This is a genomic window from Kitasatospora sp. NPDC088134, from assembly GCF_044741705.1.
Classification (GTDB): Bacteria; Actinomycetota; Actinomycetes; order Streptomycetales; family Streptomycetaceae; genus Kitasatospora.
The window spans coordinates 123,362-141,418 of the sequence record NZ_JBIUTD010000019.1 but is presented as its reverse complement, the minus strand read 5'-3'; the positions used below and the strand labels follow the sequence as shown (position 1 = coordinate 141,418).

Sequence of the window (18,057 nt, the reverse complement as noted above, 5' to 3'; positions counted from 1 at the left end):
GGCCCCCCCCCGCCCGGCCCCCCGCCCCCCCCCGCCGGCCCGCCCCCCCCGCCCCCCCCGCCCCCCCCCGGGGGGGGGCGGGGGGGGGGGGGGCGGGCCCCCCCCCCCCCCCCCGCTTCCGCGTCTCACCGGGTGGTCGTGCGCTCCCACGGGACCTCACGGTGCAGTAGCGCCCGCTCCAGCGGTTCGCCCGAGCGACGGGCGTAGAGGGTGCGCTCGCGCACCTCGTGGCGGGTGCGGGGCCGGTAGCCCGGGCCGCCGCAGCAGCCCTTGTGGAAGCGGATGCCTGCGTTCAGCAGCAGCGTGAGGGTGCGCCAGGCCGCGGCGTCCCGCCGGGGCGGCGCGGCGAAGGCGGAGCCCGCGTGCAGCAGGGCCCCGGCGCAGCGCGGGCAGCGGCGCACCTCGGTCCCGGTGTCGTACGCCTGCTTGTAGGAGGCCCGGCAGGGCAGGCAGACGTAGGAGGTTCTGGTGCAGCCCATGCGGATCAGCGTACGACGCGACCGCGCCCCCGCTCGACGCGTTTTCCGTCCGTCGCCCCGTCAGGTGGAAGGGGTGGTTGAAGTGGGGGGAGGTCTTGCCGGTGCGGACCGTCCGGCGTTGCGTGCGGCCCAGTCTCACGGACCTGCACGCGTTCAGCCACGTGATCATTCTGATCGCCCGGAGCCGCCATCCGCAGCACCCGGGCGAGTCGTCACGAAAGGGCGAAGGTTGCCTGATGCGGCACCGGGGGCTTGAGGGTCCGTCAGGTGGTGACGGCGAAGACCAGCAGGCCCTCCGGCGGTTCCTCGGTCACCTCGACGCCCGTCACCACCGCGCGGGACGGCCCGTGCCGGACCCAGGCGAGCATGCGGTCGACGGCCGCCGGGTCGCCCTCGAAGACCGCCTCCACCCGACCGTCCGGCAGGTTCCGCACCCAGCCCGCGACGCCCGCGTCCGCCGCCTCCCGGCGGCAGGAGTCGCGGAAGAAGACGCCCTGCACCGTGCCCGAGACCAGTACCCGCCGCCGGACCACCCGCACCACCTCGTACCGTTCGTGCCGTTCAAGCCGTTCGTACCCGCCGTCACCCGTTCCCCGGCAGGTATACCGCACCCGGGACGCGGAGCGGCGGCAGGCCGCGCCGGGTGGCGGCCGGTCAGGCCGAACCGGCCGCCACCAGCCGGGCCGTCAGCGGTTCCAGCCCGGCGACCAGTTCGTCCAACTCGGCCGGGGAGAGCACCTCGTACGGCGCGGCGGCCAGCTCGTCGGTCAGGGCCTCGATCCGGTCCTTGAGGGCGCGGCCCGCCCCGGTGAACCGCCCTTCGGCGTCGACCAGGCCGCGCTCGCGCAGCCCCGCCACGGCGGCGGCCAGCCGGGCCTTCGGCAGGTGGTGGACCCGGCCGAAGGACTCCGGCGGGTCGACGCCCATCGCCAGCGCGGAGAGCAGGTGCGCCTCGGTGCCGCCGATCCGGGCGCCGACCAGCGCCGCGACGTGCCCGTCCGCGCGGTGCTCGCGCAGCACCGTCGCCGAGTGCCACAGCCGGGCGACCGGGTCGGCCGGCACCGGGAGGGCCCGCATCCCCGCGTACATCACCCGGCCCGCGACGGGTGCGCCGAGCGCCGCCCTGGTGGTCAGGTCCGCGGTGCGCGCCAGCCCCGGGGAGTCGGCCAGTTCGGGCCCCAGGATGCGCCGCAGCGAGGCCGCGCTGCCGCGCTCCCGGGCCGCGAGGGACGCCTCCGGCGGGATCCGCTCCCACGCGCCCGGGATGTGCCGGGCCACCTCGCCCGGGGCGAAGCTGTAGAACGCCGCGTCCACCACCTCCGCCGGGACCCGCCCCAGCGGCGCGGCGCGGGACGCGAAGTAGCCGTCCCAGTAGGTGCGGTGGCCGAGCGCGGCCAGCTCCTCGTTGCACTCGTCGGCGAAGTAGGTCACCAGGCAGATCGGCTCCAGGAGCTCGAACATCCGGCGGGCGGTGTGCGTCATGCCGTTCATCATGCCCGCGGCCGGTGACAGGGCGTCAGACCGGCTTCGCGGCCGGCTCGGTGCTGGTGGTGCTGGTGCTGGTGGTGTTGGTGGCGGCGGGCTCGGGGACGGGGACGGGGACGGTGTCGATGGTGCGGCTGAACGGGCGCCAGGCGAAGACGGTGAGCGCGGCCATCACGACCGCGGAGAACCAGAACGGGCCGGTCAGGCCGAAGGTGCGGGCCAGCGGACCGCCGATCAGCGCGCCGAGCGCCGAACCGCCCACCGCCAGGGCCATGAAGACGCTGTTGACCCGGCCGCGCAGCCCGTCCGGGACGGCGCGCTGCACCAGCGTCCGGTCGACGCCCATCCAGATCGAGCCGTGCACGCCGAACACCGCCAGCACCGCGCCCGCCACCCAGGCCGACCCCGCCAGAGCCAGGCCGACGTGCGTCAGCGTCTCCAGCACCAGCCCCGTGCGCAGCAGCACCGAGGCGGAGAAGCGGGCCTGCAGCGGCGGCGCGACCACCGCGCCCAGCAGGCCGCCGACCGCGGAGGCCGCCAGCAGCACGCCGTAGCCGAAGTCCGACAGGCCCAGGTGCTCGCGCGCGTAGAGCACCATCACCGAGAACCCGGCGACCAGCGTCACGTTCATCAGGCAGAGCGCCAGCGTCAGCGTCCGGACGGCCGGTTGGCCCCACAGCCAGCGCACGCCCTCGGCGAACCGGCGGCGCATCGGGACGTCCGCCGCTGGGGCCGCCGGCTCGGAGGCGGTGGAGGTGGTGGAGGTGGCGTCGGCGGCCAGGCGGAGGGTGGCGAGCAGGGCCGCCGCGCCCGCGAAGCTCAGCGCGTCGACCAGCATCGGCAGGCCCGCCGCCATCCCGAACAGGGCCGCGCCGAGCGGCGGTCCGCACAGCTTGTTCAGGACCGAGAACGTCCCGAACATCAGGGAGTTGGCGCGCGGCAGGTCCGCCGAGGTCACCACCGACGGCAGGATCGCCGAGGACGCGTTGTCGCCCAGCGCCGAGCAGGACCCCAGCAGCAGGCCCACCGCGTAGATCAGCGGCAGCGAGACCGCGTCCAGGAACACCGAGGCCGCCAGTACCGCCGTCAGCAGCGCCCGCGCCGCGTCCATCGCCACCGTCAGCCGCCGCCGGTCCACCCGGTCCACCAGTACGCCGCTGACCGGCGCCAGCACCAGCCACGGCAGCTGCTGCACGAACACCGACAGGCCGACCAGCACCGGGTCCCTGGTCAGCGACGTCACCACCAGGGGCGCGGCCGCCGCCACGATGCCGTCGCCCAGGGTCGACACCGCCGACGCCGACCAGAGCGTGCCGAAGGCGCGCCCCAGCCCGCGAAAGCCCTTGCCCGCCACGAGAATCCACTCCGTCCGTCCGCCGAGCGTCCGTTTTTCGGCAAAGAACGGACGCTAGCCGGGCGGCCGGTGCGGGCGCACCGGGTTTTCCGGGGACGGGCCCGGGGACGAGGACGGGGCCGGGGACGGGGCCGGGGACGGGCGCGCCACCGGCCGACCTGGCCGGCTGCTCGGGGCGGGTGTCACGTCGGCGTAACGCGGTCGAAGCGGCTCCGACAGCAGCCCGCCCTACGGTGGGAGGCCGGGCGCGGCACGACGGAAGGGGCTCCCACGGACAGGCAAGACGCGGGCGGGCGCGGTGCGCGCGAACGTGGTGCGGGCGGACGGGACGCGGATGGGCAGGACGCGGAGCGGCGGGACGGACGGTGGGCGCGACCCGACTGGCTGACCCACCCGCTGCGCCGGCAGCGCGGTCCGGTGCCCTGGGCGGCGACCGTTCGCGGCGCCGCCGGCATGGCCGTCCCGCTCGGCCTCGCGGTTGCCGCCGGACGCCCCGCCGAAGGCATCCTGGCCGGGCTCGGCGCGATGTTCGCGGGCGTCAACGACCGTCCCGGCGGGCGGCGCGGCGGCGCCGTCCAGCAGGCCGTCCCCGCGCTCGGCGGTGCCCTCGGCCTGCTGATCGGCATCGCCACCGGCTGGTGGGCCGTCCCGCTGCTGGGCGCGGTCGGGCTGCTCTGCGGCGCGATCAGCGTCGCCGGGCCGGTCGCCTCCGCCACCGCCGTGCAACTGCTCGTCCTGACCGCCCTCGGCTGCGGCATGCCCGTCCCGCTGCCCGGCTGGGCCAAGGCCGCCTGCTACCTCTCCGGCGCGGGCTGGCTCCTGCTGCTCCGCCAACTCACCACCCACCCCCGCCCCCGGCACGCCGAACGCCACGCCGTCGCCGCCGTCTTCGACGCCCTCGCTGACGCGCTGGACGCGGCCGGGACCGACCGCGCCGAGACCGCCCGCCGGCAGCTCACCGCCGCCCTCGACCGGGCCGGCGAGAGCCTCCGCTCGGGGTGGGCGGGTGCCGACGGGGCGTCGGGAGGTGCTGGGCAGGTTGTCGGGGGCTCGGGAGGAGGCCGGTCGTCCGGTGGCGTCGGGTGGGCGGGGTCTGACGAGGTGTCGGGAGGAGGCCGGTCGTCCGGTGGCGTCGGGTGGGCGGAACTCTGCGGGGCGTCGGGAGGTGCTGGGCAGGTTGTCGGGGGCTCGGGAGGAGGCCGGTCGTCCGGTGGCGTCGGGTGGCCGGGGTCTGACGAGGTGCCGGGAGGTGTTGACCGGGCTGTCGGGTGGTCGGGAGGAGGCCGGTCGTCCTGGGACGCCGGGCAGGTGGGGCCCGACGAGGCGTCGGGAGGTGCCGGGGCGGCGGGGAGCGGTGAGGTGGCGGGCGGTGGCCGGGGGTGGTGGGCGTTCGAGGGGCGGGGGCGGGTGGATGCGCTGCGGGTTCGGCTCGCGGCGGCCTCGGCGCTGTGCGAGGCGGGGGTCGCGCTGCTGCACGACGGTCGCCCGCTGCCCGGGCGGCTCGCCGACGGGCCGCGGCGGTTGGCCGAGGCCGTCCGCGCCGACCGGCTGCCCGGCCCGCTGCCGGTGCCGGCCGTCTCGACCCCCGCGACCGCGGCCTTCGACCGGGCCGTCCTGCACGCCGCGCTCGCCTTCGGCACCCCTGCCGACGGAACGGCCCCCGTCACGGCGGTCGCCCGGCGCGCCCTGGCCGCCCGGGTCCTGGGCCCGGCCCGCCGACAAGCACGTACCGGGGGAGAGCGGGCCGGGGCCGACGGTCCGTCGGGTGCGGTGGCGGTGCCGCGACGGGAGGGTGCGGTCGAGGAGCCGTCGGGCGTTGCGGCGTGGTGGCGCCGAGTGTCGGCCGGGAAGGGGGACGGGGCCGGCGGGGAGGCGGGCGCGGTGCCCGGGGTGCGGCCGTGGGGGCGGGCCGGGGTGGCGGGCGGGGTGCGGGTGGCGGTGTGTGTCGGGGTGAGTGCGGTGGTGGCGTTGTCGCTGCGGACCGGGCACTGGTACTGGCTGCCCGTGACGGCCGCGTTCCTGGTGAAGCCCGACTACGGGCCGTTGTTCTCGCGGGTGGTCAACCGGTTCGTGGGGACGGTGGCCGGGGTGCTGCTGGTCGGGGGCCTGCTGCCGGTGCTGCCCGCACCGTGGTGGCCGGTCGGGGCGGTGGGGGTGGCCGGGGCGCTGATACCCGTCGCGCAGCGGCACTTCGCCGCGCAGACCGCCGTGATCACCGTGACCGTGCTGGCCTTCGTCACCGTCGGCGGGGACCGGGGTGCCGCGGCCGGGCGGCTCGTCGACACCGCGCTGGCGTGCGTCCTGGTGCTGCTGGTCGGGCACCTGCCGGGTCTCGCCGACACCCGGGCCCGGGTCGGGCAGCGGGCCGCGCACGCGCTGCGGCACACCCAGCGCTACCTGGACCACGTGCTGAGCGAGCGTCCGGACGGGGCCGCCGCACGCCGGACCGAGCTGCGCCGGGCCGCCTACCGGACCCTCGCGCAGGCCCGGGCCGCCGCGGAGACCGCGGCCGCCGAACTGCAGCCCGGCGGCCCGCCCGGCCCGGACTGGCTGCGGCTGACCGTGCACGCCGAACGCCTCGCCGACGCCGCCACCGCGTACGCCGTGGAACGCGACCACGGGACCCCGGCCCCGGCCGCCACGACCGCCCGCCGGCTCACCGGGACGCTCGCCGCCGCGGCCGACGCCCTGGAGCGCCCGGGCCCGTACGGACGCCCCGGTACCGGCCCGGCGCCCGTCCCCGCCGGGGGAGCCGACGACGCGCTGGCCGACGTCCGGGCCGAGGTCCGCCGGATACAGGCGCTCACGGCCCCCGCCCGCCCGGGACGCCCGCCCGCTACCCTCGACCGCACCCGGCGACCGGCCAGGACGACCGTCCCGGGCTGACACCGGAGCAGGGACGGGGGTACGGGTGGTGCTGGGCGAGCGTGCGGTGCTGCTGAACGGGCTGGCGCAGGGGATCAGGCCGCTCGACCAGGGGGTCCGGTGGTTCCAGGAGTTGGACGGCGCCGAGCAGGTCCTCGTGCTGCGCGAACTGGCGGAGTACTGCTACCAGGCCCGCGCGCTCGCCGAGGACGCGCCGGAGAGCGTCCGCCGGGCCGGCCTCCGCCCCACCCACACCCCGGCGGTGCTGCTGGCGCGCGGTCGGCACCTCGGCACCCAGCTCACCAGGATCGTCCAGTTGCCGCCGGACGAACGGGTCAAGTCCTTCCGCCTGCTGGTTGCCCTGCTCGCCGTCGCCGACGACCGCCGCCGCGTCCGCTTCTGCGCCGACGGCTGCACCCACGCCTGGCACCACCTGGAGAGCCCGGCCGGCGCCGCGCCGGGGGTGTGAGGACGGCCCTCAGAGGTCGCGGTCGAGGCGGTGGCACAGGGTGCGCAAGGCCTTGGCGGCGGCGGTGGCGACGGCCGGGGCGGGGTCGTCGAGGGCGGCGCGGAGCGGTTCGGCGTGCTCGCCCTCGCCCAGGGTGCCGAGGCCGTGCAGGGCGGCGGCCCGGACCCGGGGGACCTGATCGGTGGTCAGGGCGGCGAGCAGGTCGACCGTTTCGGGGAGCTCCCGGAGGGCGGCCACCCGGGCGGCGGTCTCGCGGACCCGCCAGGAGGGGTCGGCCAGGGCGCCGACGACCGCCGGGGCGGCGGCGGGCGTCCACGCGTAGCGCAGGGCCCGGGCCGCCCAGACCCGGGGCCAGTGGCTCAGGTCGGGGCCGGTCGTCCGTCCCGTGCGCAGCGTGCCCGCGGCGGGACGGCCGCCGATCCAGTACAGGGACGGCCGCTCCGGGTCGTCCGGCGCGGCCCGGCCCGCCAGCAGGGCGGCGCACCACTCGACCACGTGCTCGGTGCCGAACTCCGCGCAGGCCGCGGCGACCAGCGCCCCCGGGTACTGGTCGAGGTCGGCGGGGACGGGCAGCGCCATCGGTTCCTCCGGACAGTCGGACGGTTCCTCCGGGCAGTCGGACCGGGGACACGGTAGCGGTGTCGGCCGACAGCGCGGGCGGTCGCCGTCGGACAGTTGATCGAGTGAGCGTCGGGCGTCTACGGTGCAGCCGTGATCTTCCGGAAGAAGAAGGCCGCGGGCCTCGACCAGTACCTGACCGACCTCGAACAGGGCGTGGCCGCCAGGGACCCGGAGCGGACCGAGCGGGCGTTCACCGCGGTCCTCGGCGGGGCGCTGCAGGGGGCGGACGAGGCGGAGTGCCGGGCGGCCGGGCCGCGGTTGGCCGGGTTGCTGGCCGGGTTCCCGGAGACCGGGCCGCGGGCGGTGCTGGCCACGGCGGCCGGGTTCTGCGTGGAGCGCGGGGCCGACCCGCAGGCGTGCGCCGGGCCGATCCTGACGGCCGTCCAGGAGGAGGTCGGGGCCGCGCTCGGGCTGGCCCGGCGCTGGCGGGAGACGGCCGGCGCGGACGCCGAGCTGCCCGGGACCGGCGAGGACGCGGCCGAGGCCCTGGTCGAGCGGCTCGGCGGCGCCGAGTACGAGACGGTGCGGGCGGCCCTCGCCTGGTGCGGGATCGAGGACTGGCAGGCCCCCGCGCTGGCCGTGCTGTGCCGCAGCACCGCCGTCCGGCAGCGGTACGGCGCGGCGCTGCTGCCCGCCGTCGACGCGCTCGCGGCGCTGGGCGCCCACGACCTGAAGTGCCTGCGGTACGCGCTGGCGGTCCTCGACGAGGTCCCCGTCACCGTGCTGCACCGCCCCAGCGGCACCGGCTACCGGATCCGGATCGCGGGCATCGGCGACAACTTCCAGCTGCACACCCTGCTCGCCCACCTGCTGATCGGCGGCGGCCACCTGCCCGGCGAGGCCCCGTCCGCCGAGGCCGTCCGCCTCGCCACCGACCCGGCGCCCGCCCGGGGGCGCAGCGGGGTCGACACCCACGGCGCCTTCGAACTGCTCGCCCCCGACGGCGAACGGATCTGGAACGAGGGCCTGCCCGCGGACATCCCCGTGGTCGACGGCGAACGCGTGCTGGTCCTCGACACCCCCGCCTACCGCCGGGGCTGGAACGCCGACCGGTTCTTCCCGCTGCTGCCCGGCCGGGCCGAACTCCTGCACGTGCTGCCCCCGGCCGAGGCCGCCGCCCGGCTCGCCCGGACCACCGCCTGACGGGACGTCGAAGTCCCGACGGGGCGGTGCAACAGGCGCCCACCTGCCGGGGCGGTGGGCGTCTCGCTCCGGCAGGCCGGTGCAGGCCGGTGCAGGCCGAGCGCCTGGCTGGCTCCTCCGCGGGCGTGGAGTGGACCGCCCCCGACCGAGTCACCATCAGGTCCGGGCGCTGACCGTCGCAGACACTTCGCGGCCACCCGCGCGACGGGTGACCGCCAGGTGGGCGGACCTGCGGGGGAACCCCGGGCGGCGGATAGACTCGGGCAGGGCTGACAACGTTGACATGACGTCGGTGCCGCCCCGTCCGCCACCCCCGCCCGCCCGCTTGGAGCCCCCTCATGCCGTTGGCGCTCGTCGCCCTCGCCGTCACCGCGTTCGCCATCGGCACCACCGAGTTCACCGCCATGGGCCTGCTCCCGCAGATCGCGCACGGCCTCGGCGTCGACGAACCCCGGGCCGGCTGGCTGATCTCGATGTACGCGCTGGGCGTGGTGATCGGGGCGCCGCTGCTCACCGCCGCCGCCGCGAAACTCCCGCGCAAGGCCGTCCTGGTGGGCCTGGTCGGACTGTTCACCCTCGGGAACCTGCTGTGCGCGCTGGCCCCGAACTTCGCCTTCCTCGCCGCGGCCCGTCTGATCACCGGCCTGCCGCACGGCGCGTTCTTCGGCGCGGGCGCCGTCGCCGCCGCCGAACTCGTCGCCCCGCACCTGCGGGCCCGCGCCGTCTCGGTGATGTTCTCCGGCCTGACGGTGGCCAACATCGTCGGCGTGCCCGCCGCGACCCTGCTCGGCCAGCGCCTCGGCTGGCGCGCCGCGATGCTCGTCGTGGTGGTCATCGGCCTGCTCGGCGCGCTCGCCGTCGCCCGGCTCGTCCCGCAGCTGCCCAGCCACCCCGGCGCGGGCATCCGCAGCGAACTGCGGACCTTCCGCAGCGGCCAACTCTGGCTCGCCCTCGGCACCGTGGTGTTCGGCTGCGCCGGCCTGTTCTCCTGCTACACCTACATCACGCCCACCCTCACCCACGTCTCCGGCTTCGCCGACGGCTCCGTCACGCTGATCCTCGCCCTGTTCGGCGTCGGCATGACCCTCGGCAACGCGATCGGCGGCTACGCGGCCGACCGGGCGCTGCGCCCGTCGATCTGCGCCGCGTTCCTGGCGATGGCCGCCGCGCTCGCGCTGTTCGCCGTCACCGCGCACGCCCGCTGGTCGGCCGCCGTCACCGTGGTGCTGATCGGCACGGCCGGCTTCGCCACCGTCCCCACCGTGCAGACCCTGGTGATCCAGAAGGCCCGCAAGGCCCCCACCCTGGCCTCGGCCACCGTCCAGGGCGCCTTCAACGCGGCGAACGCGCTGGGCGCCTGGCTCAGCAGCGTCGCCCTCGGCGCGGGCCTGGGCTGGACCTCCCCGACCCTGGTCGGGGCCGGCCTCTCGCTGCTCGGCTTCGTGATCGCGGTGGCGTCCTGGGCGGTGGACCGGCGCACCCCCGTGGCCGTGGCCGATCGGCTGGCGGTGGCGGTGGCGGTGGAGGAGCGGGCCGTGGCGGTCTGAGGGGGTGTCGGGCGGGGTGCCAGGCGGGGTGTCGGGCGGCGGTTCTGTCTGAACGGGACGATCCTATGATCGGCAGTGGGCTTCGGTTCGGGAGCCGCGACGTGACGTACCGTACGGAGGGAACCCCGATGGCCTGCACCGACGCCCGTCGGCGCACCGGCGTCCTGCTGCCCCGCGACCTGCCGGTGCGCGACTTCCTCCCGTACGCGCGGCGGGCGGAAGAGCTGGGCTTCGACGAGCTGTGGGTGGTGGAGGACCTCGGCTGGCGCGGCGGGATCGCCCAGGCCGCGACCGTGCTCGCCGCCACCCGGCGGATCACCGTCGGCATCGGCCTGCTGCCCGCCGGGGCCCGGAACGCCGCCTTCGCCGCGATGGAGCTCGCCACCCTGGCCCAGCTGCATCCCGGCCGCCTGATCGCCGGCGTCGGCCACGGCATGCCCGACTGGATGCGGGCCGCGGGCGCCTGGCCGGCCAGTCCGCTCACCCTGCTGTGCGAGTTCACCACCACCCTGCGCGCCCTGCTGCGCGGCGAGCCCGGTCCGGCGGACGGCCGCTACGTCCGGTGCGGGGGACTGGTGCTGACGGAGCTCCCGGAGACGGTGCCGCCGGTGCTGCTCGGCGTCCGCGGCCCCAAGTCGCAGGCCCTCGCGGGGGAGGTGGCCGACGGCCTGCTGCTGGCCGAACCCGCCGCGCCCGGCTACATCAGCGCCTCGCTCGCCCACCTGGGCCGGACGGACGCGGAGGTGGTGGTGTACGACGTGGCGGCCGTGGACGAGGACGGCGAAGGCGCGGTCGACCGGGCCCGGGCCGGGCTCACCGCGATCGGCGAGCCCGACTGGGCCGCGCACCTGGCACCGCTGCCGTTCGCCGCCGAGTTCCGGGCCCTCCGCGCCGCGAGTGCCGACGGCGCGGAGTTCGCCCGCACCATGCCCGCCGACTGGGTCCGCGCCCTCGCCGTCACCGGCACCCCGGCCGAGGCCCGCGCCGCGATCGCCGCCCGGCACGCGGCGGGTGCGACCTGCGTGGTGCTCGCCCCGGTCGGGGCCGATCCGTTGCAGGAACTGGAGTCCCTGGCGACGGCCCTGGGCTGACGCCCCGTCACGGGGAGGGAAAGCCTGTTCTCGGGGTGCTCGGGTCGAACCCGCCTCGTTCAGCGCGTCCGGTGTCGGGGCCCGGGGCTAGCATCCGCGCATGAACCCTGAGCTCCTGTCCGCCGTCGAGACCCCGCTCCCGCCCGGCCGGATGATCACGTCGGACGAAGGCGGCGGAGACGTCCAACCCCTCTGGATGAGCGACGGACCTGCCGCCGCCGAGCTCTGGGCCCGCCTGCACGCCGAGTGCGCTCGGACGGGCCTGTGGCCGCTGTTGCTCGACTCCAGGGGCCTCCACGACGGCGAGTTCAGTCCCTGGGGCTCCGGTGAGCTCTTCCCCGAGCGGATGTCCTCCCCGGACACCCACGACGTGGCCGAGCTCCTCGCGCGATGGTGGAAGAACGGCACCACCATCGACGAGGACGACGACGTGCTGTCGCCGGAAGACCGCCTGGCCGTCACCGCCCCCTTCGGGCGAGCCTGGCCGGGACTCGCACCGGCCCACCGGCCGACCGCCGACCCGGACACCGCGGCCGTCGAGTACGCGCGGCACTTCGCCGCCCGCCGGCCGCACGCCCGTCTCGGACTCGTCGCCGCCGGCTCGGGTGCCGACGCGCTCACCGCCGCAGGGTGGGACGGGCCGGTCAACCACGACAACGACACTGCCAAGTTCTCTGCCGTCGTGGCCAGTTGGGAAGAACGCTTCGGCGTACGCGTCGTTGCGGTCGGCCCCTCCACCCTCCACCTGAGCGTCGCAGCACCCCCGGCCTCGGTGGAGGAAGCCCTTCCGGTGGCCGCCGAGCACTTCGCGTTCTGCCCCGACAACATCTGGCAGGGCAGCCACCCGTGCACGCTGGCCGCATACGCCCAACGGCTCGTCCGCACCCCCTGCTGGGACTTCTGGTGGGACTGAGGCAGGGACACGGGCGACGTGCGTCCATCCGGTCGGGGCCGGCCCCGGGGGATCGCTCCCCGACCGGGCGTCTTGCGGAGGCGTCAGCTTTCGGGGAGCGGGGCCGCCGGGGTGCGGCCCAGGGTGCGGACGGCCGGGACGGCGATCATCAGGGTGAGCAGGAGGAGGCCCGCGACGGCGGAGAACAGCAGGACGCGGTCGGTGCCGAAGGCGGCGGCGATCGGGCCGGAGAGGGCGCGGCCGACCGGGATGACCATGATGGAGCCCGCCACGTCGTACGCGGAGACCCGGGCCAGCACGGCGAGCGGGATGTGGGTCTGCACGCTGGTGGACCACATGACGCCCCAGAAGGCGAAGCCCGCACCCGCGACCAGACCGGTCAGGGCGGTCAGGGCGAAGGACCAGTGCAGGGCCGGGGCCAGCGGGTTGAGCGAGAAGAAGAGCATCGCGCAGGCCCCCGCCACCAGGGGCTTCGCCGGTCGGACCCGCATGCCGAGCAGGCCGCCGACGATGGTGCCCGCGCCGTCCGCCGAGGCGATCCAGCCGTAGCCGGCGGAACCGTGCTGGTCGGTCAGCGCGACCGCGCCCAGCGGCACCGACGGGCCGAACACCAGCAGCCCGTACACCGACCAGACCGCGATCACGCCCCACAGCCACGGCCGGGAGCTGAACTCCCGCCAGCCGACGGCCAGTCGGTGCCAGATCGGGGCCGCGGGCTCGTCGGCGGGCCCGTCGGTGCCCAGGTTGCGCAGCGGCAGCAGGCCCAGCGCGCTGAGCGCGAACGCCGCCGCGATCGCGGTGAACGAGCCCGCCACGCTCCAGTAGCCGACCAGCAGACCGGCCGCGCCCGGGCCGAGCAGGGTGCAGACCGCCTCGGAGATCCGCAGCAGCGCGTTGGCCCGCTGGACGTCCTCGGCGACCCGGGGCACCAGACCCGCCAGGCCCGGCTGGAACATCGCCGTGGCCGCGCCGGAGAGCGCCATCAGCGCCATGATCTGCCACAGCGACACGTCGGTGACCGCCAGCAGCAGCGCCAGCACCAGCATCGCCAGCATCCGGACCGCGTCCGCGCCGACCATCATCAGCTGCGGGGTGAAGCGGTCCGCCAGCACGCCGCCGAACAGCACCAGCAGCACGATCGGGGCCATCCACGCGGCCAGCGCGTAGCCGACCCCGCTCTCGCCGTGGCCGGTCCGCAGCACCGCCGCGGTCAGCGACACCATCAGCATGCCGTCGGCGAACAGCGAGGAGCTGCGGGCCAGGAACAGCAGCCGGAAGCGGTGCGAGCGCCACGGGCTCAGGGGGGCGGGGGAGGCGGGGGAGTCCGCCGGGGCGTCGCCCGGGCGGTCCTCGACAAGCTTGTCGTCCATGGTCATCTCGGCTCGGCCGCCGGGCGGCCGCTTCCTTCCACGAGTATCGGCTGCTGCAACCAGGCCGCGGGCAGGCCGGGTTCGGCCGGAACGTCCGGCACGATCAGGTAGCGGCGCGGGGCGAGCACGCCCGGCCGCGCGGGCAGCACCCGCAGCAGCGCGTCGTGCGCCCCGCGCGGGTCGGCCGGGGCGGCGAGGTACGCCGTCAGATCGGCCGTGACGTGGGCCGGTCGGCCGTCCAGGGCGTCGGAGAGCGCCGCCGCGACGGCCGCCGGGGAGACCCAGCAGCCGTCCACCAGCACCCAGTCGCCACCCCGCTCCGGACCGGCCACCCCCGTGACGGCCGTCAGCTCCGCCAGCGGCACGTCACCGTCCGTCGCCGCCTCCAGCAGCCGCACCAGACCGGTCAGGAACCCCTCGGCCTCGGCCCGGTCGAACAGCTGCGGATCGGCCCACAGCGCCAGGTGCAGCAGCGGATCGGTGCGGTAGACGAATGTCAACAGGGCCGTGGGCAGGGCCTGTTCGTCGCCCCAGACCAGTTCCAGGGCGGGCGCTTCCGCCGCCGTCGCCGCGGCCGGGCGCAGTGCCCCCGGCAGCCCCGAGACGTCGTTGTACACCACGTCCCGGCCGAACCGGCTGCCCCGCTCCACCGTGGTCGCGTCGATCATCTCCCACAGCCGCAGCGCGTCGAACCGGCTGTGCCGGTACGCGTTCAGCGCCGCCGCCCACGCCGACTTCAGCAGCCCGTCGAACCCGGCGCCCGCCGGGACGTCCAGCAGCAGCAGCGCGTCCTGCGACAACGGCGTGACGGTGCGGGCGAGTTGCGCCTTGTAGCGGTTCGCCGTCGGGGCCGCGCCCAGGTACGCGGACTGCCCCGCGCGGTGCGCCACCAGCGCGCACCAGGCCGTCAGCAGCACCGTCGGCGCGGGCACCCCCAGCCGCTCGGACGCCCGGCCCAGCGCGGCGCCGCCGCGCGCCGAACGGAGCGTCAGCTGGGCGGCGCTGCCGCCCGCGGTCCTGGCCCGGGGCTCGGCGAACATCGCCTGCGGCGCCGTCCGCAGGATCCGCTCCCAGTACCGCAGCGAGGCCTCCGCCTTGCGCAGGCCGGCCGGGGCCGCCTCCTCCTCGGCGAGCTGGAGGGGCGTCAACGTGTCCTTCAAGTCGGGGAGTTCGGCGCCGGACAGGAGTGCGGTCCAGTCCTCGCGGAGCACCGCGAGAGCACTGCCGTCGGCGGCGGCGTGCCCGGCCACCAGGGCGAGCAGGGTGGGCGCCCCGCGCTCGGTCAGCAGGACGGTGCGCAGCGGGTGGTCGGTGGCCAGGTCGAACGGCGCGAGCCGCGCGGCGCGAGCCAGCCCGTCCGCGTGCCGGGCCGGCTCCGCCGGGAGCACGTCGAAGTCGGTGACGGTGACGGTGAACGCGCCCTCGGCGAGCACGACCTGCTCCACCGGCAGCACGCCGGAATCCGGGCGCGGGAACACCGTCCGCAGCGCCTCGTGACGCAGTGTCAGCTCGCGCAGGGCGTCCAGCACCGCCCCGGTCGACACCCCCGCCGGGACGGGCCACACGTCGTGGATGTCCACGTCGGCCGCGCCGTCCCGCAGGATGCACCGGATCATGTTGGCCTGACCGAGGGTCAGCGGGCCCCGCCGCGAGCCGTCCGCCGCCCAGTGGACGGTGACGGTGCGTGAGGTGGAGGGAGGCAAGGAGCATGCACCTTTCGGAGAGGGGAGTATTCAGGGGCCCGGGGAACGGCGGGGCCGAGGGGCGTGGGGCCGGGGCACAGTGGGGCGCTACGGGGCTTTCGCCGAGGACCTTCGGCCCGAAACGGGGTAGCGCCTCGCAGCCTGTGGGATGCCCGCCCCTCGGCCCCGCCGTTCCCCGGGCCCCTGGAGCTTCGCTCCCAGCGGGCCCATAACGGAGCTTCGTTTAGGACGGAGCTTCCTGGAGGGCTTCCTAGAGGGGTTCCTGGCGGGCGGCCGCCGTCAGGGTGGGCCAGGTGTCGAGGAGGGCGGCGAAGTCGGTGAGGTCGGTGGCGGCCCGGGCCAGGAGGCGGTCGTGGTGGGTGGTGAGGGTGTCGGTGAGGGGGGACCAGGCGGGGCCGAGGCGGTGGTAGGCGTCGGTGATGGTGGTGAGGCGGGCCGGGTCGGGGGCGGGGGCGGTGCGGACGGCGGTGGCGATCCGTTCGGGGCGGAGGCGGCCGTCGGGGGTGAGGAGGTCGGTCTCGGCGAGGGTGGTGAAGACGGCGTTCAGGCTGCCGGTGAGCAGGAGGAACTTGGCCAGCCGCAGGTGGTACGCGGTGCGGCCGGGGCCGGTGCGGCGTTCGCCGGTGTGGAAGTTGACGATGTGCCGGTTGTGCAGGACGCCGGGCAGGCCCGCGTGGTGCAGGACGTGCAGCAGGAAGTAGTCGGTGCCGATGGTCTCGGTGGCGGTCGGCAGCGGCACCCGGGCGTAGACCTCGCGGTCGAGGGCGACGTTGCACATGTCGACCCGGTTGGGCGCGACCTGGCCGAGGACGGGGCGGTCCGTGGTGAACGGCGCGGTGCCGGCGCCGCGGAAGGCCTCCTTGACGGCCTGGGGGCGCCAGGGCGGCGGGACGGTCGGGGGGAGGGAGAGGCCGACGAGTTCGGCGTGCACGGCGGGGTCGAGTTCCAGGATCTCCGCGACGTCGACGGAGAGCTCGCCGATGAAGGAGGCCCCGGCCAGGGCCACCGGCAGCTCGGCGGCGCGCGGGCCGAGCCGGGCCAGCCGGCCGGCACCGATCCGGTCGGCCACCGCCGCGGCGGGGCGGCCGACCGCGGCGAGTTCCTGGTCGATCGGGAACACCGGTGCGCCGTCGAGGAGTTGGTAGCGGGAGTCGGAGTCGCGGCGGTGCACCGAGGCGCAGCCGAGCGCCTCGGCGAACAGGAAGGCCCGGTCGGTGCAGGCGCCGTAGGAGACGGCGTCGGGCAGCAGCCGGTCGAGCAGGCCGTCCCGGTCGGCCAGCCCCGCCCGGGCCAGGACCCGGGCGAGGAAGGCGCGTTGGGCGTCCTCGTCGTAGTGGTGGACGCGCACGCCCGGGGCCGCCGGGTCGGCCGCGAGGGCGGCGGCGTGCTCGGCGACCACCGGGGCGGGCGAGGAGTCCAGCACCAGGACGGCCACCTCGACCCCGAACTCCTTTGCCCCGTGGGCGGCTTCGGCGAGGAGTGCGCGCAGCGCCGGGAGGCAGGGGCGGTTGGTGGGCAGGGTCAGGCAGACGCGGCGCACTCGGTCACTCCGGTCGCGGCGGCTGCGGGAACCCCGGCGTCGGCAGCGTCGGCGGCGGGCTCGTGCCAGGAGCTGAGGCCGAGCAACTTGCTGCCCAGTTCGGTGAGTTGTGCGGTCGGGTAGCGCTTGGACTCGTGCAGGACCGGGTCGCCGACCAGGGTGCGGTTCCAGCGCGGGGTGCGCAGGTGCCGCCAGGAGTCGACCCGGGACTTGCGCAGCCGCTCGTGCTCCTCCAGGGCGGGCATCATCGACAGGTACTGCACGGCGCGCACGCCCTGCTCGGAGAGGTTGCGGGCGACGCCGTGCGCCAGCAGGCCGTTCCAGATCAGCAGGTCGCCGGGGTGCAGTTCGGGCCGCACGACCGGGAGTTCGGCCCGGTCGATGTCCGGGCGGATCGGGTCGCGGTCGGCCGGCTGGGTGAGCTTCCACGACTCGAACCGCCGGAACAGCTCCGGGTTGCACTGGAAGCCGCCGGTCTCCGGGGAGGTGTCGTTGAGCGCGATGATGCCCTGCACCCGCTGCGGGGGGACGCCGAGGGTGGTGTCGATGTCCCAGTGCAGCTCGATGTCGAAGCCCCGGTCGGTGGGGTCGATCAGCGCCCGGTCGCGGATGCCGCGGTTCGGCGGGTTCAGGTTGAGCCGGTCCAGGGTGACCCACAGCTCCTCGCAGTCCCAGACGTCCACGAAGGCGTCGTAGACCCGCCGGGTCTGCCGGCTGTCCCAGAGCAGCTGGTGGTGGTACGCCTCGACGAAGCCGTAGACGAGCAGCTGCTGGTCCAGCTCGCTGCGGATCGGCCGCTCCGCGTACCAGGTGGCCGGGTCCTCGGGGTCCAGGCCCTGGAACTCCCAGGCGAAGTCGAGCATCCGGCGGGCGTGCTCGGCCGGGACGGCCTCGCGGACGATCACGTAGCCGTAGGTCTGCCAGTGCGCGAAGTCCTCCTCGGACAGCACGCGCAGCGGCCGGGACTTGGTCAGCTCGCGCAGGGTGTGCTGGGCGAGGTAGGACTCGCCGTCGTTGCTGAAGTACGGGCGGTCGCTCGCGGCCCGGAACAGATGGGCGCGGCGCGATGGTGCGGACATGGGAGCTGTCCCTCCAGGGAGCAGGCGGAAGGCGGTCGAACGGGGGCGTCCGGTGTCCCGGCGGCGGCCCGGGCACGACGGCGTGCCAGGGCGGGGTGGGACGGGCGGACGGGGCTGGTGCGCCCCGGGCCGGGAGGCGGCACGGGCGCGGCGGCCCCCGCAGCGGGGCCGGCCGAGGCGGGCGGCGGGGAAGGGCGGCGCAGGGGAGCACCGCGGCCGCTCCGGCCTCGGACCCCGACATTGGTCCAGACCACAAGGAATGTCAAGTTCCTGCCGAGTAACCGGCGATGGCCTCGGGTCAAGCTCGCTGCGGTTGCGAGTTGGTCTAGACAATTGGCAAGCAACTGTCCTAATGTCCCCCTCGACCCCGGACCCTGACGGAGCGTCGGCCCGCCCCG

Annotated in this window: 15 protein-coding genes; 6 read left to right on the top strand and 9 right to left on the bottom strand. The window is 76.2% G+C overall.

Features of this window, described 5'->3' with window-relative positions; translation table 11 throughout:
- Positions 1 to 125 precede the first annotated feature (125 nt).
- The 4 genes from ACIOHG_RS26400 to ACIOHG_RS26385 form a co-directional block, all read right to left on the bottom strand.
- A complete protein-coding gene (locus ACIOHG_RS26400) occupies positions 126 to 479 on the bottom strand; it encodes a deoxyxylulose-5-phosphate synthase (RefSeq protein ID WP_400954093.1) in 354 nt (117 codons plus the stop codon).
- A 263-nt stretch (positions 480 to 742) separates the two neighbouring features.
- A complete protein-coding gene (locus tag ACIOHG_RS26395; RefSeq protein ID WP_400954092.1) occupies positions 743 to 1,012 on the bottom strand; it encodes an acylphosphatase in 270 nt (89 codons plus the stop codon).
- Positions 1,013 to 1,133: 121 nt separating this feature from the next.
- Positions 1,134 to 1,961: a MarR family transcriptional regulator gene (locus ACIOHG_RS26390; RefSeq protein WP_400954091.1), complete on the bottom strand. Its 828-nt coding sequence runs from the start codon at positions 1,959 to 1,961 to the stop codon at positions 1,134 to 1,136.
- A gap of 34 nt (positions 1,962 to 1,995) precedes the next feature.
- Positions 1,996 to 3,318, bottom strand: coding sequence for an MFS transporter (locus ACIOHG_RS26385; protein WP_400954090.1), 1,323 nt, complete (start codon positions 3,316 to 3,318; stop codon positions 1,996 to 1,998).
- A gap of 453 nt (positions 3,319 to 3,771) precedes the next feature.
- On the opposite strand from ACIOHG_RS26385, the gene ACIOHG_RS26380 reads away from it, so the two are divergent.
- Together ACIOHG_RS26380 and ACIOHG_RS26375 are read left to right on the top strand one after the other, a co-directional pair.
- A complete protein-coding gene (locus ACIOHG_RS26380) occupies positions 3,772 to 6,204 on the top strand; it encodes an FUSC family protein (protein WP_400954089.1) in 2,433 nt (810 codons plus the stop codon).
- A gap of 28 nt (positions 6,205 to 6,232) precedes the next feature.
- The gene (locus tag ACIOHG_RS26375) at positions 6,233 to 6,652 is read left to right on the top strand and encodes a DUF5958 family protein (RefSeq protein ID WP_400954088.1); all 420 of its coding nucleotides are present in this window, start codon (positions 6,233 to 6,235) and stop codon (positions 6,650 to 6,652) included.
- A gap of 9 nt (positions 6,653 to 6,661) precedes the next feature.
- Here the strand turns inward: ACIOHG_RS26375 and ACIOHG_RS26370 are convergent, their stop codons facing one another.
- The gene (locus tag ACIOHG_RS26370) at positions 6,662 to 7,231 is read right to left on the bottom strand and encodes a HEAT repeat domain-containing protein (protein WP_400954087.1); all 570 of its coding nucleotides are present in this window, start codon (positions 7,229 to 7,231) and stop codon (positions 6,662 to 6,664) included.
- 132 nt (positions 7,232 to 7,363) lie between these two features.
- On the opposite strand from ACIOHG_RS26370, the gene ACIOHG_RS26365 reads away from it, so the two are divergent.
- The 4 genes from ACIOHG_RS26365 (at position 7,364) to ACIOHG_RS26350 (ending at position 11,967) form a co-directional block, all read left to right on the top strand.
- On the top strand, positions 7,364 to 8,416 hold the full coding sequence (locus ACIOHG_RS26365) for a hypothetical protein (RefSeq protein ID WP_400954086.1): 1,053 nt from the start codon (positions 7,364 to 7,366) through the stop codon (positions 8,414 to 8,416).
- Between the two features lie 338 nt (positions 8,417 to 8,754).
- On the top strand, positions 8,755 to 9,963 hold the full coding sequence (locus ACIOHG_RS26360; protein ID WP_400954085.1) for an MFS transporter: 1,209 nt from the start codon (positions 8,755 to 8,757) through the stop codon (positions 9,961 to 9,963).
- A gap of 128 nt (positions 9,964 to 10,091) precedes the next feature.
- Positions 10,092 to 11,054, top strand: coding sequence for an LLM class flavin-dependent oxidoreductase (locus ACIOHG_RS26355; RefSeq protein ID WP_400954103.1), 963 nt, complete (start codon positions 10,092 to 10,094; stop codon positions 11,052 to 11,054).
- Between the two features lie 100 nt (positions 11,055 to 11,154).
- The gene (locus tag ACIOHG_RS26350) at positions 11,155 to 11,967 is read left to right on the top strand and encodes a DUF4253 domain-containing protein (RefSeq protein WP_400954084.1); all 813 of its coding nucleotides are present in this window, start codon (positions 11,155 to 11,157) and stop codon (positions 11,965 to 11,967) included.
- Positions 11,968 to 12,050: 83 nt separating this feature from the next.
- On the opposite strand, the gene ACIOHG_RS26345 is transcribed toward ACIOHG_RS26350, so the two are convergent.
- From ACIOHG_RS26345 to ACIOHG_RS26330, 4 genes are all read right to left on the bottom strand, one after another.
- Positions 12,051 to 13,343, bottom strand: coding sequence for an MFS transporter (locus tag ACIOHG_RS26345; RefSeq protein WP_400954083.1), 1,293 nt, complete (start codon positions 13,341 to 13,343; stop codon positions 12,051 to 12,053).
- Positions 13,340 to 15,040 carry a condensation domain-containing protein gene (locus ACIOHG_RS26340; protein ID WP_400954082.1) on the bottom strand — a complete coding sequence of 567 codons (1,701 nt, stop codon included), beginning with the start codon at positions 15,038 to 15,040 and terminating at the stop codon, positions 13,340 to 13,342. Before ACIOHG_RS26340 ends, ACIOHG_RS26345 begins: the two co-directional genes overlap by 4 nt.
- Before the next feature lie 250 nt (positions 15,041 to 15,290).
- Complete coding sequence (locus tag ACIOHG_RS26335; protein WP_400954081.1) at positions 15,291 to 16,580, bottom strand: DUF6271 family protein; 1,290 nt, start codon at positions 16,578 to 16,580, stop codon at positions 15,291 to 15,293.
- Positions 16,562 to 17,659, bottom strand: coding sequence for a phytanoyl-CoA dioxygenase family protein (locus ACIOHG_RS26330; RefSeq protein ID WP_400954080.1), 1,098 nt, complete (start codon positions 17,657 to 17,659; stop codon positions 16,562 to 16,564). Before ACIOHG_RS26330 ends, ACIOHG_RS26335 begins: the two co-directional genes overlap by 19 nt.
- Positions 17,660 to 18,057: the final 398 nt, after the last annotated feature.